Source organism: Streptomyces sp. NBC_01261, assembly GCF_036226385.1.
In the GTDB taxonomy this organism is placed as follows: Bacteria; Actinomycetota; Actinomycetes; order Streptomycetales; family Streptomycetaceae; genus Streptomyces.
Window position 1 is genome coordinate 4,538,841 of record NZ_CP108463.1, and the last position, 13,906, is coordinate 4,552,746.

General features: G+C 69.8%; 14 protein-coding genes. 4 read left to right on the forward strand and 10 right to left on the reverse strand.

The genetic code is table 11. The features are described from left to right. Position 1: 1 nt before the first annotated feature. The 4 genes from OG226_RS19580 to OG226_RS19595 form a co-directional block, all read right to left on the reverse strand. Positions 2-406: a TadE/TadG family type IV pilus assembly protein gene (locus OG226_RS19580; RefSeq protein ID WP_329349598.1), complete on the reverse strand. Its 405-nt coding sequence runs from the start codon at positions 404-406 to the stop codon at positions 2-4. Between the two features lie 12 nt (positions 407-418). Then, positions 419-1,669, reverse strand: a complete 1,251-nt coding sequence (locus tag OG226_RS19585) for an AAA family ATPase (protein ID WP_328679556.1) — start codon at positions 1,667-1,669, stop codon at positions 419-421. A gap of 9 nt (positions 1,670-1,678) precedes the next feature. Then, a complete protein-coding gene (cpaB, locus tag OG226_RS19590) occupies positions 1,679-2,392 on the reverse strand; it encodes a Flp pilus assembly protein CpaB (RefSeq protein WP_327401623.1) in 714 nt (237 codons plus the stop codon). A 102-nt stretch (positions 2,393-2,494) separates the two neighbouring features. Beyond that, on the reverse strand, positions 2,495-3,304 hold the full coding sequence (locus OG226_RS19595) for a hypothetical protein (RefSeq protein ID WP_329353435.1): 810 nt from the start codon (positions 3,302-3,304) through the stop codon (positions 2,495-2,497). A gap of 393 nt (positions 3,305-3,697) precedes the next feature. On the opposite strand from OG226_RS19595, the gene OG226_RS19600 reads away from it, so the two are divergent. Beyond that, positions 3,698-5,386, forward strand: coding sequence for a chitinase (locus OG226_RS19600; protein WP_328686361.1), 1,689 nt, complete (start codon positions 3,698-3,700; stop codon positions 5,384-5,386). Positions 5,387-5,499: 113 nt separating this feature from the next. Beyond that, positions 5,500-6,774 carry an MFS transporter gene (locus OG226_RS19605; protein WP_329349599.1) on the forward strand — a complete coding sequence of 425 codons (1,275 nt, stop codon included), beginning with the start codon at positions 5,500-5,502 and terminating at the stop codon, positions 6,772-6,774. Positions 6,775-6,823: 49 nt separating this feature from the next. Here the strand turns inward: OG226_RS19605 and OG226_RS19610 are convergent, their stop codons facing one another. After that, the gene (locus OG226_RS19610) at positions 6,824-7,048 is read right to left on the reverse strand and encodes an antitoxin (protein WP_328679562.1); all 225 of its coding nucleotides are present in this window, start codon (positions 7,046-7,048) and stop codon (positions 6,824-6,826) included. A gap of 220 nt (positions 7,049-7,268) precedes the next feature. Between OG226_RS19610 and OG226_RS19615 the strand changes: the two genes are divergently transcribed. Together OG226_RS19615 and OG226_RS19620 are read left to right on the forward strand one after the other, a co-directional pair. Further along, positions 7,269-7,787, forward strand: coding sequence for a SigE family RNA polymerase sigma factor (locus tag OG226_RS19615; protein WP_328679564.1), 519 nt, complete (start codon positions 7,269-7,271; stop codon positions 7,785-7,787). Between the two features lie 101 nt (positions 7,788-7,888). Beyond that, a complete protein-coding gene (locus OG226_RS19620; RefSeq protein WP_329349600.1) occupies positions 7,889-9,142 on the forward strand; it encodes a hypothetical protein in 1,254 nt (417 codons plus the stop codon). Between the two features lie 41 nt (positions 9,143-9,183). Here the strand turns inward: OG226_RS19620 and OG226_RS19625 are convergent, their stop codons facing one another. The 5 genes from OG226_RS19625 to OG226_RS19645 all read right to left on the reverse strand — a co-directional run bounded on the left by OG226_RS19625 (position 9,184) and on the right by OG226_RS19645 (position 13,781). Further along, positions 9,184-9,867 carry a hypothetical protein gene (locus tag OG226_RS19625; protein ID WP_329349601.1) on the reverse strand — a complete coding sequence of 228 codons (684 nt, stop codon included), beginning with the start codon at positions 9,865-9,867 and terminating at the stop codon, positions 9,184-9,186. Positions 9,868-9,942: 75 nt separating this feature from the next. Then, positions 9,943-11,418, reverse strand: a complete 1,476-nt coding sequence (locus tag OG226_RS19630) for a GntP family permease (RefSeq protein ID WP_328679571.1) — start codon at positions 11,416-11,418, stop codon at positions 9,943-9,945. A gap of 157 nt (positions 11,419-11,575) precedes the next feature. Continuing rightward, the gene (locus tag OG226_RS19635) at positions 11,576-11,980 is read right to left on the reverse strand and encodes a RidA family protein (RefSeq protein WP_328679573.1); all 405 of its coding nucleotides are present in this window, start codon (positions 11,978-11,980) and stop codon (positions 11,576-11,578) included. Beyond that, a complete protein-coding gene (locus tag OG226_RS19640; RefSeq protein WP_327401632.1) occupies positions 11,977-12,738 on the reverse strand; it encodes an IclR family transcriptional regulator in 762 nt (253 codons plus the stop codon). The genes OG226_RS19635 and OG226_RS19640 overlap by 4 nt, the downstream gene beginning before the upstream one ends. Next, on the reverse strand, positions 12,735-13,781 hold the full coding sequence (locus tag OG226_RS19645; protein ID WP_329349602.1) for a sugar kinase: 1,047 nt from the start codon (positions 13,779-13,781) through the stop codon (positions 12,735-12,737). The genes OG226_RS19640 and OG226_RS19645 overlap by 4 nt, the downstream gene beginning before the upstream one ends. Positions 13,782-13,906: the final 125 nt, after the last annotated feature.

Genomic DNA, 13,906 nt, shown 5'->3' on the forward strand with positions numbered 1-13,906 from the left:
CTCAGTCCTTCGCCTCCTCTACGGCGCCCGCGTGGCCGTGCACCGTGAAGGGGAAGCCGATCGCGCCCGGGAAGAGGACGGGCACCTTCAGGTCGACGTCGGCCGTGACGAACCCCGTGCCTCCGCAGGTCACCGTGGCGTCCCCCTTCCACGCGCCGTCCAGCTTGTCGAGGCCGGCCTGTTCGCAGGCGGCCTCCCGATCTCCCGGGGCCGCGGCCGTCCCCGCCCGCACCGCCTCGTCCGCAGCATTCCCCGCCAGCGTGAAGGTGTACCCCACCAGCACGAACTGCCACATCAGCACCAGCGTCAGGATGATCAGCGGGGTCATGCCGAGGAACTCGATGGTGACCTGGCCCCGGTCCCGCTCCCGCGAAGCCGTCGAAAGCACGGCAGGCATCGAAGACATACGCATCCCCGTTCACTCTCTCCGGCGCCGGAAGCTCACCGAGCCGCGATCCCCGCCGCCCCGCGACCGCCCGCTCTTCGGGGCGACTTCGGGGACCTTGACCAGTCCGAGTTCGCCCGCGAGACCCCAAAGGGCCTGTTTCACCACGCTCTTGTTGTCGAGTTCGTGCAGCCGGCCCGCGTCCACCGCGCCCTGGAGTTCCTTGAAGTTGGCGGGGATCGCGGTGGCGGCGACCGTCGTGCCGGTGATGCGCTGGATGAGCGCGGGCTGGATCTCCGTACCGCGCGTGTAGCGGTTGACGACGATGGTCGTCTCCTCGGCCTTGCGGATCTGCAGCCGGTCCCACATCCGCACGGTGCGCTTCGCGGCGCGTACGGCGACCACGTCCGGGGTGGTGAACAGCAGTGCCGTGTCGGCCATTTCGACGGCCGCCGCGCTCGCGCCGCTCATCTGGGCACCGCAGTCGATGACGACGACCTCGTAGCGGGAGCGCAGGGCGCTGACGATCTGCCGCACCGACCGGTCGGTGACCTCCTCGCCGCGTTCGCCCTCCCCGGGAGCCAGCAGCAGCGCCATCCCGGTGTCGTGCCGGAACACGGCGTCGGCCAGGACGCGCGGCGAGATGTCGGTGATCGCGGCGAGGTCGACGACGGAACGGCGGAACTGGACGTCCAGGTAGGAGGCGATGTCCCCGGTCTGGAGGTCCATGTCGACGAGCGCGACGGTACGGCCCGACACCTGGGCGGCGAGGGCGAGTTGGATCGCGGCGAGGGTGGCGCCGACCCCGCCCTTGGAGCCGCTGACCGTGACGACCGTGCCGCCGACGCCGGTGAACACGTCGCCGCCGTGGCCCAGATGACGCCGTACGCCCACGGACCAGGCGGCGACGGCCTGGACGCGGTTGGCCAACTCCTCGTAGCTGAGCGGGAGGGCGATCAGGCCGCGGGCGCCGGAGTCCATGGCGGCCTGGAAGAGGCCGGGGCTGGCGTCGGTGGTGACGAGGATGACGCCCACCGCGGGGAAGCGCAGCGCGACCTCGCGGACCAGCTCCAACGCGGGGACGGGACCGATGCGTTCATGCACCACCACGACCTCGGGCAGCTCGTCGACGGACTCGGCGGCGAGCCGGGCCAGGGTGTCGATGAGCTGCGTCGAGTCGGCCACCGGGGCCACCGGGTCGGCGTCCGGGAGCTGACTGAGCAGGGTCGTGATGGCGCGGATGGCGTCCGCGTCTCCGACCGCCGGAAGAATCCTGGTGGGCATGCGGGCCTCTCACTTGTCCTTCGCGAGTTCGTACGTCCGGTCCTTGTCGGGCACGGTCGTATCGGTGCCGGGTGCCACCAGTGCGAGGCGCACCCGCTCGGCGAACGACTCGGCGTAGGTGATCCGTTGGGCGTCGAGCGTGGAGAGCGCGAAGGTGATCGGCACGCCGTCGGTGGACGTCTGCTGGTTCTTGTCGCTGTTGCTGCCGGGGTCGAGGGCGGTGATGTGGCCGACGTCGATGACCTTCGCGTTGGTCACGATGATCTTGGACTGGTCGGGGTCACCCTCCTTCTGGCCCGCGAAGGTGGCGTACACGTTGACCGTGGAACCCGGGGTGATCTTGCCGGCGACGCCGGTCGCCGCGTCGATCATGATGGCGACCTCCTGCTGCCCGGGCTGGAGGGCCGGCTGGTCCACGATCATGTCGGTCTGCAGCAGGGAGCCCTGGCGCAGCGTGGTCACCGCGATCTTGCCCGTGATCTGCCGCAGATCGGTCACGGCGTTGTCCGACAGCCACCGCTTGGGCATCTCGATCTTCTTGAACTGGGCGGCGGTGAGTGCCGTGTAGGGCGCCACGTCGCCCTTGACCTGGTACGCCGCGACCTCGGGTCCGACCTTGGACTTCACGTCACGGATGACGGAGAGGACGCCGACGAACGCGCCGAGGGCGCAGATCACCGACAGGAGCAGGAGTATCACGCCGCGGCGCTGACGGGAGTTCATGAACCGTACAACCTCATCGGGGATATCGGTCGAGCGGAAACGAGCGGATCGAGCGGGGTCAAGCGAATCGTGTGCTGTAAGCGTGTCCTGTGTGTTGAGGACTTATCCGCTCGATGTTTGGTTCTCGTGAACGGGCGGTGTGGCGGAGCAGAAGACACAACGGTCGCCGATGACGTCGATGCCGCACCAGTGGCACACGGACTGCCGTACCGAGGTGACCAGTTGGTACAGCACCGACAGGTCGGGCAGATACGTACAGAACTCGATCAACTTGTTCGTACCCCACCACGTCACCGATTCGGCGGGCAGGGTGGCCTCGCGCAGCCCCATCGCGTTCCACGCCGGGGCGAGGGTGGTGCCGATCCAGTCGGACTGGAGCTGCCCCTTGGCGACCAGCATCCAGGTACCGAACTCCGGCCCCTCCAGGGTGACTCCGGGGCCGACCCGGACCAACTGCGGCTCGGGGTGGGCGATCACCGCGAACTGGCTGCCGGGCACCCAGGACTTGGCGTGCGACTTGAGGCCGACGGGGACCCGGTCCAGCTTGGTGACCGAGCCGAGGAGCGCGCCGGCGTGGATGTAGTGGGTGAGCAGCCGGCCGGCCGAGGCGAGGACGCCGGGGCTGAGGTCGCAGGACGCCAGCTGCCTCAACTGCCGGGCCAGGACGGCGAGTCCGAGCGGGGGCAGATTCGGACGGAACAGGGCGATCCGGTCGGTCTCCAGGATGGAGCGGATCGTGTGCAGCCGTCGGTCGACACCCTCGGACACGGCCTGCGAGGACACGACGACGACGTGCCCGTGCTGGTCGATCAGGGCCTGCATCTCCGACAGCGCCTGGTCCAGCGGTCGTTGATCGAGGTCCCGCAGGACGACGGCGGGCAGGGTCCGTTCGTCCTGTGGTGGCAGCGCCATGTCGGCGCTGGTCACGGCAATGGCAGTTGGCACGCGCAGCTCCCCGTCTCACGCCTGTCGGTCCACCGGCATTACTCCGGCACACCGAGTTGACTTCACTGCGTGACTACCTCAGCACTGTAACCACGCCCCTGTGACCGGAGAACAGCGTTTCTGTAGCTGTGCGGCAACTGTCATCGCACACAACACGCCAAATCGGGGCAGGTCGAGCATCCGATCGCGGCCGGGGTGCCGAAACCGGTGCGGGCGAAGTTGGTCTGGACCTCTTGACATCAGATTGGTCTGGACCAACTCTGGGACTCCCAGCGGTGGCCACCGTCGGCACAGTCACAGTCACAGTCACATCCCCTCCAAACTCCCCCACCGGAGGCATCAGTGGACCGCGCACCAGGCATGCCCGTCCTCAGGAAAAGACGTCTGTGGGCCGGGGTCGCCATGGCCGCCCTCGCTCTCTCCTTCGCGGGCACCGGCCAGGCGTCCGCCGCCGACATCAACAACGCCAAGAACGCCGGCTTCGAGTCGGGCCTGACCAACTGGACCTGTACGGCGGGCAGCGGCACGACCGTCTCGTCCCCGGTCCACAGCGGCGCGGCGGCCCTGAAGGCCACCCCGGCCGGCCAGGACAACGCCCAGTGCGGCGAGTCGGTGGCGGTGAAGCCCAACTCGACGTACACGCTGAGCGCGTGGGTGCAGGGCGGCTACTCCTACCTCGGCGTCACCGGCACGGGCACCACGGACGTGTCGACGTGGACCCCCGACACAGCCGCCTGGAAGCAGCTGTCGACGACGTTCACGACGGGCGCCTCCACCACGTCCGTCTCGGTGTACACCCACGGCTGGTACGGCCAGGCCGCGTACTACGCGGACGACATCTCGGTCTACGGCCCGGACGGCGGCGGTGGCAGCGACCCGGCCCCGACGGTCCCGGCGACACCGACGGGCCTGACGGTCTCCTCCACGACCTCTTCCTCGGTCTCCCTCGCGTGGAGCGCGGTGTCGGGAGCGACGGGCTACAACGTCTACCGCAGCGGCACGAAGATCACGGCGGTGACGGGAACGTCCGCCACCGTCACGGGACTTACGGCGTCGACGGCGTACTCCTTCCAGGTCACGGCGACCAACTCGGCCGGTGAGTCGGGCAAGTCGACGGCGGTCACAGGCACAACGACGGCGACGGGCGGCAACGGCGGCACGGGTCTGCCGAAGCACGCGGTGACCGGCTACTGGCAGAACTTCAACAACGGCGCGACCGTCCAGAAGCTCTCGGCCGTCTCCTCCCAGTACGACATCATCGCGGTGGCCTTCGCGGACGCGACCTCGACCCCGGGCGCGGTCTCCTTCACGCTCGACTCGGCCGGCCTCGGCGGCTACACGGTCGACCAGTTCAAGGCGGACATCGCCGCCAAGCACGCGGCCGGCAAGAAGGTCGTCGTCTCGATCGGCGGCCAGAACGGCACGATCTCGGTGAGCGACTCGACGTCCGCGACGAACTTCGCCAACTCCGTCTACTCCCTGATGCAGACGTACGGCTTCGACGGCGTCGACATCGACCTGGAGAACGGCATCAACGCGACCTACATGACACAGGCGTTGAGGTCCCTCTCCTCGAAGGCGGGCTCGTCGCTCATCATCACGATGGCCCCGCAGACGATCGACATGCAGTCGACGTCGAACGCGTACTTCCAGACGGCCCTGAACATCAAGGACATCCTCACGGTCGTCAACATGCAGTACTACAACAGCGGCACGATGCTGGGCTGCGACGGCAAGGTCTACGGCCAGGGCACGGTGGACTTCCTGACGGCGCTGGCCTGCATCCAGCTCCAGGGCGGCCTCTCCCCGTCCCAGGTCGGGCTCGGCCTCCCGGCCTCCACGAGCGCGGCCGGCAGCGGCTACGTCTCCCCCACCATCGTGAACAACGCCCTCGACTGCCTGACCGCCGGCACCAACTGCGGCACCTTCAAGCCGTCGAAGACGTACCCCGACCTGCGGGGCGCGATGACGTGGTCGACCAACTGGGACGCGACCGCCGGTAGTTCGTGGTCGAACTCGGTGGGGGCGCATGTGCACGCGTTGCCGTAGCACTCGGTGAGCGGGGAGGGGTGGGGAGTGCGGCCGCTGTCGGGGCGCGCTCCCCACCTCCGGTTAGGTTGACGTGATCGTCCGTGACGTCGACCTCCCGGCAGGTGCCTCTTATGCCTTTACCCGCACGGTTCGGACTCCTCCGCGAACCGGACTTCGGACGCCTCTTCGCCGCCACCGCGCTCGGGCAGTTGGGCGACCGGATCATCTTCCTCGCCCTGCCTCTCGTCGCCATCGTGGCGCTGGACGCGGACGAGTTCCAGGTCGGGCTGCTGACGGCGATGACGACGGCGGGTTCGCTGCTGGTCGGGCTGCCGGCGGGCGCGTGGGTGGACCGGATGCGGAAACGGTCGGTGATGATCAGCACCGACCTCGCGCGGGCGCTGGTGCTCGTGACGGTGCCGGTGGCGTGGTGGGCGGGTCTGCTCACCGTGTGGTGGCTGTACGCGGTCGCGTTGGTCCACGGGGTGCTGACGGTCTTCTTCGATGTGGCGTACGTCAGTTACCTGCCGCATCTGGTGGGGCGCGACAACCTCGTCGAGGGGAACGCGAAACTCTCGGCGATCCGCTCGGTGACGAGTATCAGCGGGCCGGGGATCGCCGGGCCGCTGGTGGGGTGGGTGGGCGCGCCCGCGACGCTGCTGGTGAGTGCGGCCGGGATGGCGATGTCGGGGCTGCTGGCGATCACCATCCGCAGGCAAGAGGCGCCGCCGGAACGGGAGTCGGGGCCGAGCGAGCGGTCCCGGCTGGGCCGTGACATCAAGGAGGGCCTGAGGTTCGTCCTCAAGTACCCGGCCCTGCGCGCGATCATGGTGAGCGACGCGATCTTCAACCTCTTCCTGGTGATGTACCAGACCATGCTGCTGGTCTTCCTGGAGCGGGAGTTGGGCCTCGACTCCTCCGGTATCGGCCTCGTCCTGTCGGGGATGGGCTGCGGTGCGCTGCTGGGCGCGCTGTCGGCGACCCGGGTCGCGCGGTGGGTCGGCCAGGGCCGGGTCATCTGGCTCGCGTCCCTGGTCACCTGCCCGCTGACCGTCCTGATGCCGTTGGCCCACCCGGGCTGGAGCGTGTGCGTGGCGGCGGCCGGCCTCGCGTCGCTCTCCTTCGGCGGAGTCGTCCGCGTCGTGGCCCAGTCCAGCTTCCAACAGACCCTCACCCCCGACCGGCTCCTGGGCCGCGTGAGCGCGACGGCCCGGTTCGTGTCCTGGGGCGGAATCCCGCTGGGCGGACTGCTGGGCGGAACGTCGGGCTCGGTCTTCGGGGCTACGGCGACACTGTGGATCGGCGCGGCGGGCATGACGGCGAGCGTCCTCCCGAACTTCCTGTCACCGCTGCGCACGATGCGCACGCTCCCGACAGCGAGCGACGAACTGGACCCCGTGACCTGAGAGTTCCCCCGCCGGCCGGCCCTCTTCAGTCCTTCTCAGCCCTTCCTTCTCAGCCCTTCTTCTCACCGTCCGCGGCCTGCGCGGCGAGCCTCGCCACCAGGTCCTGCGCCTTGTCGACCGCGGTGTCGATCTGCTCACTGTGCTTCCCGTCCGTCTTCTCGTCGACGAGATCCCCGGCCTTCTCCAGCCCGTCGGCGATCTTGTCACCGTGCTCCTCGGCGACCTCCTCGGCCTTGTCCTTGAGCTTCCCCAGGTCACCCAGGTTGTCGAACACGACAGTTCCCCCTCGCTGCAACGGGCCTACACGGTCAGGAACATGGTCGTCACGGCCGACCCCGAAGAACAAGGTGGCCCCGACGCGGACACCCCGGCGGACGGAGGCGCGGGGCGGGCGTGTTCGGGGCGCACCGACCTGAAACATTTCCGTGGGCCCACCGCATCAGTACAAGTGAGGGCGGCGCCGGCAACAGCCCGCGAAACCAGGGGGATCAGGCATGAGACGACAGGAACGTGCCGATGAGTACGCGGAGTTCGCCTCCGCGCGTGCCGGGCATCTCTATCGGTCCGCCTGTCTGCTGACCGCCGGGGACACGCATCTCGCGGAGGACCTCGTGCAGGAGACCCTCGGCAAGCTGTACGTCGGCTGGGCGCGGTTGTCCCGGGTCGGCAACCCCGCCGGTTACGCCCAAACCGTCCTCACCCGTACCTACCTCGCCCACCAGCGGCGCCGCAGCAGCACCGAACGCGCCACCGACGTCCTGCCCGACCTGCCCGACCCCGGCGCCCCGGGCGCCGACACACCGCTCCGGCTGACCCTGCTCCAGGCCCTCTCCCGGCTGCCCGCCAAGGATCGTGCCGTGGTCGTCCTGCGGTACTGGGAGGACCGGTCCGTCGAGGAGACCGCCGACGTGATGCACGTCAGCTCGGCCGCCGTACGCACCCGCTGCGTCCGCGCGCTCGGCCGGCTGCGCGAACTCCTCGGCGAGAACCTCGACGAATACGCCCGCCCCTGAACACCCGTACCCCGCCTTCAACTCCCCTCCCCCTCAAGCCCGTCACACCCCTTAGTGCCCGTACGTCCTTTACATCCCCTTACGCGAAACGGTGGTCCGCCATGCCCGACATCCTGCACAGCGAACCCCTCGACCCCTTCGAGGAACGGCTCACCGCCGGTCTGCACGACGCGGGCAACGCCTTCGAGACCGACCGGGCCGCCCTCGCCACCGCCGGTGCCCTCAAGGGCCGTAGGCGCCTGCTGCGCCGCCGCAACGCCGCCGTCCTGAGCGGCGCGGCCGGCATCGCCCTGGTCGGCGTGGGCGGCGCGCTGCTGCTGCCCAGCGGAGACCCCGCCGAGGCCCAGGCCGCGCACGCCACCGCCGCGCCCCCCACGGCCACGTCCACGCCCACCCCCGTCTCCGGCGCCGCGCTCATCAAGACGCTCGAAAAGCTGCTCCCGGACGGCACGTTCTCGAAGGCCGAGGCCCGCGGCACGGACGAGGAACCGTCGCCGTACGTCCATGTCGTCTACGACGACGGCAAGGGCGCGTCGGCCGTGGAGGTCGGCCTGGGACGGGTGCAGCCGGGGAGTGACCAGGCGCGGCAGACGACCCGGTGCCCGGGGAAGGCGTTCGCGCACTACGACGCGTGCGGCACGAGCCGGTTGGCGGACGGGTCGGTGGTCATGGTCCTTCAGGGGTACGAGTATCCCGACCGCCGGGTGGACACCAAGCTGTGGAGCGCCGAACTCGTCACCCCGCAGGGCCAGCACGTCAGCATCAACGAGTGGAACGCCGCGGCCGAGAAGGACGCGCCGATCACCAGGAGCCAACCCCCGCTGTCCCCGGACCGGTTGAGGAAGGTGGCCGCCGCCACGGCCTGGCGGGACGCGGTCGACGCGATGCCGGTGGACCCCAACTCACCGGTCACACCGCCGAGTCCGACCGAAACGGGGGCCACCCTGTCCGTCACCTCGACACTCCGGACCCTGCTCCCGAAGGGCCTCACCGTGTCCGAGACCGGCGACACCGACGACTCCGGGTTCGGCTATGTCGTCGTCGACGACGGCAAGGGCAGGACCCTCGTCCAGGTCAACGTCCAGGCCGACATGGCGGACGTCGAGGGCGAGTTGTTCGGCTCCGACGCCGAGGTCCTGTCCGACGGCACGAAGGTCGCCGAGCACCAGGGCCCCGGCGAGAAGGGCGGTTCCGGTGTCGTGATGTGGACCGTCGACACCATCAGGACCGACGGGCGGCGGGTGGTGATCAGCGCCTTCAACTCCGGCGCCCAGGACACCCCCGCGACCCGCACGACGCCGGCCCTGACCATGAACCAGCTCCGGACGATCGCTCTCAGCCCGAACTGGCTCTGATCAGAACGGCAGTTGGTCCGACGCCGGACAGAACACGGAACTCAGTCCTCGCGGACCTCTGCCTCCGCCGCGGCGAGCGCCGCCTCGTCCACCTCGTCGGAGCCGTCTGCCTCGTCCTCGCCCTCGTCACCGTCGTCGAAGTACGCGTCGAGGACCGCGTCCAGCTGCGTCTCCCACTCGGCGAACCTGCTCCGGGCCGTCGCCTCGATCTCGATCGGGTACCAACGGCGGTCAGGGGTGTGCACCGTGATGGTGAACCGCTTGCCGAAACGCGGGGACTCGGTCTCTATGGCACCGATCTCGTCCCAGCGGAACTCGCAGTTCTGGTCGTCCAGGCGCAGTCGTACGCCCTTCTCGTCCGCGACGATCTCCGCACGACGGTCGGACGCCTCGAAGACCGGACCGCCCGAGGACGACTCCTCGCCGTCCTCGTCCGCGTCACCGTCGCCGTCCTCGGCAACGGCCTTCTCCGCGTCGGCCTTCGTGACGTCGACCTTCGCGACCGGCGACTCCTCGCCGTCGGGCCCTTCCGGTCCTTCCGACTCGTTCGGTTCCTCCGGTGCCGCCGGCTTCTCGGCCTTCGCGTCCTCCGGCTCCGCGCCCCGCGGCTTCTTGTCCTCCGGCTGGTCGGAGGACACGGCGGGTGCGGTGAGCCCGGGGACGAAGGCCGGGTCGAATCCGGCGCCCTCCAGGGGCTGGCTGCTCGAACCTATGCGCTGCTCCACAGCGCGAAGTATGGTCGACGATCCTGTGTCGGGCACAGCCAGCCCCAACTTTGTTATCAGACGCCTACAAGCGGCTTACACGAACACACTGAGCACAGCGGCCACGGCGAACCCCGCGACCGACAGGACGGACTCCAGTACGGTCCACGTCTTCAGCGTGTCCCGCTCGCTGATCCCGAAGTACTTCGCCACCATCCAGAAGCCGCCGTCGTTGACGTGCGAGGCGAAGATCGACCCCGCCGAGATCGCCATGATGACCAGCGCGACGAAGGCCTGCGAGTGGTCGCCCTCGGCCAGCAGCGGGGCCACGATGCCCGCCGTCGTGACGATCGCGACCGTCGCCGAACCCTGTGCGACCCGTAGTACCAGCGAGATCAGGTACGACAGCACGAGCACCGGCAGGCCTACGTCGTGGAACGTGTCCGAGAGGGCCTGCGCGACCCCGCTCGCCTTCAGTACGGCGCCGAAGACCCCGCCCGCGCCGACGACCAGGATGATGTTTCCGACCGGCTTGAGGGACGCGGTGGAGACGGTCTCCAGGGACTTGCGGGACCAGCCGCGTCGTAGACCCAGGAGGTAGTACGCGAGGAGGAGCGCGATCGTCAGGGCCACGAAGGGGCTGCCGAAGAACTCCAGGACCGAGCGGCCGGTCGACGGGTCGAAGGCGATCGACGAGAAGGTGGCCGCGAGGATCAGGACGAGGGGCGTACCGATGATCGCGAGAACCGTGCCCAGCGACACCGGCTTCTCCTGCGGTACGACGCCGGACTCACGCTGTTCGTCGATGACCGCCTGCTTCGCCTCGGCCGCCGCCTCGACCATGTCCTGCGGTACGGCGACGAAGATCCGCTTGCCGACCCAGGCGGCGTAGGCCCACGCGGCGAGCACGGCGGGGATGCCGCAGACGACGCCCATGAGGATGACCCAGCCGAGCTGGACGTGGAGCAGGCCGGCCGCGGCCACCGGGCCGGGGTGCGGCGGCAGGAACGCGTGGGTCATCGACAGGCCCGCGAGCAGCGGCAGGCAGTACAGCAGGATCGACTTGCCGCCGCGCTTGGCGGCGGCGTACACGATCGGCGCGAGGACGAAGATGCCGACGTCGAAGAAGACCGGGATGCCGAAGATCAGGCCGGTGAGGCCCATGGCGAGCGGGGCGCGCTTCTCGCCGAAGAGGTTCAGCAGCCGGGACGCCAACACCTCGGCGCCGCCGCTGACTTCGAGGATCGCGCCGAGCATCGTGCCCAGGCCGATGATGATCGCGACATGGCCGAGGATGCCGCCCATGCCGGACTCGATGGTGGAGACGGCGTCGGAGCGCTGGACCGTGCCGAAGAGTTCGGTGACCGAGAGGCCGGAGAGCAGGCCGACGGTTATGGAGACGGCGAGGAGGGCCACGAAGGGCTGGAGTCTGACCTTGATGATCAGGAAGAGGAGGAGCGCGATCCCGAGGGCGGCGACCGTCAACAGGCCTGCTGTGCCGTCGAGGAGGAGGAGCAGGCCTCCGGTGTGGGGTGGTGTCGCGGGGGCGGTGGCGGCGAGCGGTAGGGACATGGTGGGGGTCCTCGTTGTCGTCGTAAGAGCATGGGTCCAGGGCTCTGGGGGATGTCCCCCAGAGGGCACAGCCGGGCAGGGGGGATCGCGGCGCGGCACCCATCGGGTGCCGAACCGTCGTACGGTGTGCGGGAGTTGGAGCGGTACTGACCCGGTGCTAGCTCAGCACGGCCAGCGCGTCGATCTCGACGAGCAGTCCGGCGGGCAGGCCGACGTAGACCGTCGTGCGCGCGGCGGGGACCTCGACGCGGCCCTCGAAGTACTCGTTGTAGATCGCGTTCATCTCGGCGAAGTGGTCCACGTCCGTCAGATAGACGCGGATCATCACCGCGTCCTCCCAGCTCGCGCCGCCCTCCTCCAGGATCGCCTGGACGTTGGCGAGGGTCTGGAGGGTCTGCTCGCGCAGGGTCGGCCCGGCCGGCGTCGGCGGCTTGCCCTCCTCGGCGGGGAGGAAGCCGACCTGGCCCGCGACCTGGAGGATGTTCCCCTTGCGGACGCCGTGCGAGAACTTGGCCGGCGGGGTGGTGTGGGTCTTGGGGGTGAGCGCGGTCTTGTCGGTCATTCGGTATCCCTGGTTGTTGTTCTGCCGGAGTACTCACCACTGATGGCGTCCGCCGTACGACGGACCAGTGGAAGCAGGGTGAGGAGTTCGTCGGCGGTGACGACGACGTTGGGCGCGGAGACCGACATCGCGGCGGCCACCCGTCCGTCGGCGCCCCGGATCGGCGCGGCGACGCAGTTGATGGACTCTTCGTGGCCGCCGAGGTCGGTGGCCCAGCCCTGTTCCCGGACCTTCTCCAACTCCCGCAGGAAGGCAGGGGCGTTGGGGGTGGAGCGGGCCGTGTACATGGGGTATTCGAGCTTGTCGGCGAGCACCCGGCGCTCGCCCTCCGGCAGGTCGGCCAGCAGCAGCTTCGCCACGCCCGCGACGGTGATGGCGACGGGCTTGCCGATCCGGGAGTACATGCGCACCGGGTAGCGGCTCTCCACCTTGTCGATGTAGAGGACCTCGTTCTCCTCGTACACCGCGAGGTGGACGGTATGACCGCACTGCTCGTTCAGCCGGGCGAGATGGGGGTGGGCGATCTCGCGGATGTCGAGGTTCTCCATCGCCTCCTGGGCGAGGGCGATGAGGCGGGCGCCGAGACGGTAGCGCTGGTCGGACTGGCGGTAGACCAGGCCGTGTTCGTGCAGGGTGCGCAGGAGGCGCAGGGCCGTCGACTTGTGGACGTCGAGGCGCTCGGCGACCTGGCCGAGGTCGGCGGGGCCCTCGGCGAGCAACGGCAGGATGCTGAGCGCGCGGTCGACGGTCTGACTCATGGCGTACATACCTCCTCGTCGGCCCGGTCGGCGGCGTCGGTCCAGCCGGGGCCGAGTCGAAGTCTCCCCCACGCCCGCTCGTCCAGGGCGACCAGCCGGTCGGCGTGGTCGCGGACCGGCGGCGCGGCGAGGTCGCCGGGCACGGTGAGGGCGGCGGCGGCCGTGAGATGCCCGTGCCGCAGCCGGTCCCGTACGGGAAGTCCCCGCAGGGTCGCGGAGAGGAACCCGGCGGCGAAGGCGTCCCCGGCGCCGACCGCGGCCACGACGTCGACGTGCGGCGCGGGCACGAAGGTGGCGTCGCCCCGGTGGAAGACGGTGGCCCCGCGTCCGCCCTGCTTGACGACGAGCGTCTCGGGGTCGGGGAACGCGTCCCGTACGGCATCGGCCCCGACCAGCCCCCAGACCTCGGCGGCCTCGTCCTCCCCGACGAACACGAGGTCGGCGCCCCGCGCCAGCTCCAGCAGCACGCTCGGCCCGTCGGCCGAACGACCCAGCGCGGGCCGGTGGTTGACGTCGAACGAGATCAGCGGACGGCCGGCGCGCAGCGCGGTCAGCTCACGCACCAGGCCGAGACAGCTCTCGGACAGCATCGGGGTGATCCCGGACAGGTGCAGCACCCGCCCGGCCCGTACGGCGTCCAGGTCGACGTTCCCGGCGGCCATCGCGGAGGCGGCGGACCCGGCCCGGTAGTACGCCACCTCGTGCGCGTCGGTGGCCCGGTCCCCGGCGGTGCGGAAGTAGATCCCGGTCGGCCGCGCGGGATCACGCCGTACGGCGGACACGTCCACCCCGTACCCGCCGATGGTCTCGACGAGATGATCACCGAAGCCGTCCGCCCCCACCCGGCCGACCCACCGGACCGAGTGCCCGGCCGCCGCCAGCACGCACGCCACGTTCGACTCGGCGCCGCCGATGGCGCGGTCGAAGGACGGCACATCGGCGAGGCGTCCCGGCCGGCTGGGTAGGAACGTGACCATGGACTCGCCCAGCGCTACGACGTCCACGACGTCACGGGCGGCGGTGGACTGTCCGTCGGCGGTCACGATGGTGATGGCTCCTCGTCCGGTGCGCCGGGGCGGCGGCTCCGTTGACCCGGTGTTGGGCGAGATGTTAGACAGCGGTAAGCGATATACGCAATGAATGTTGCAAGGATTGCAACACTCCAGCT

Coding starts and splice junctions, on each gene's coding strand:
- OG226_RS19580 (WP_329349598.1), bottom strand. CDS start 406: ATGTCTTCGATGCCTGCCGTGCTTTCGACGGCTTCGCGGGAGCGGGAC.
- OG226_RS19585 (WP_328679556.1), bottom strand. CDS start 1,669: ATGCCCACCAGGATTCTTCCGGCGGTCGGAGACGCGGACGCCATCCGC.
- cpaB (WP_327401623.1), bottom strand. CDS start 2,392: ATGAACTCCCGTCAGCGCCGCGGCGTGATACTCCTGCTCCTGTCGGTG.
- OG226_RS19595 (WP_329353435.1), bottom strand. CDS start 3,304: ATGGCGCTGCCACCACAGGACGAACGGACCCTGCCCGCCGTCGTCCTG.
- OG226_RS19600 (WP_328686361.1), top strand. CDS start 3,698: ATGCCCGTCCTCAGGAAAAGACGTCTGTGGGCCGGGGTCGCCATGGCC.
- OG226_RS19605 (WP_329349599.1), top strand. CDS start 5,500: ATGCCTTTACCCGCACGGTTCGGACTCCTCCGCGAACCGGACTTCGGA.
- OG226_RS19615 (WP_328679564.1), top strand. CDS start 7,269: ATGAGACGACAGGAACGTGCCGATGAGTACGCGGAGTTCGCCTCCGCG.
- OG226_RS19620 (WP_329349600.1), top strand. CDS start 7,889: ATGCCCGACATCCTGCACAGCGAACCCCTCGACCCCTTCGAGGAACGG.
- OG226_RS19630 (WP_328679571.1), bottom strand. CDS start 11,418: ATGTCCCTACCGCTCGCCGCCACCGCCCCCGCGACACCACCCCACACC.
- OG226_RS19635 (WP_328679573.1), bottom strand. CDS start 11,980: ATGACCGACAAGACCGCGCTCACCCCCAAGACCCACACCACCCCGCCG.
- OG226_RS19640 (WP_327401632.1), bottom strand. CDS start 12,738: ATGAGTCAGACCGTCGACCGCGCGCTCAGCATCCTGCCGTTGCTCGCC.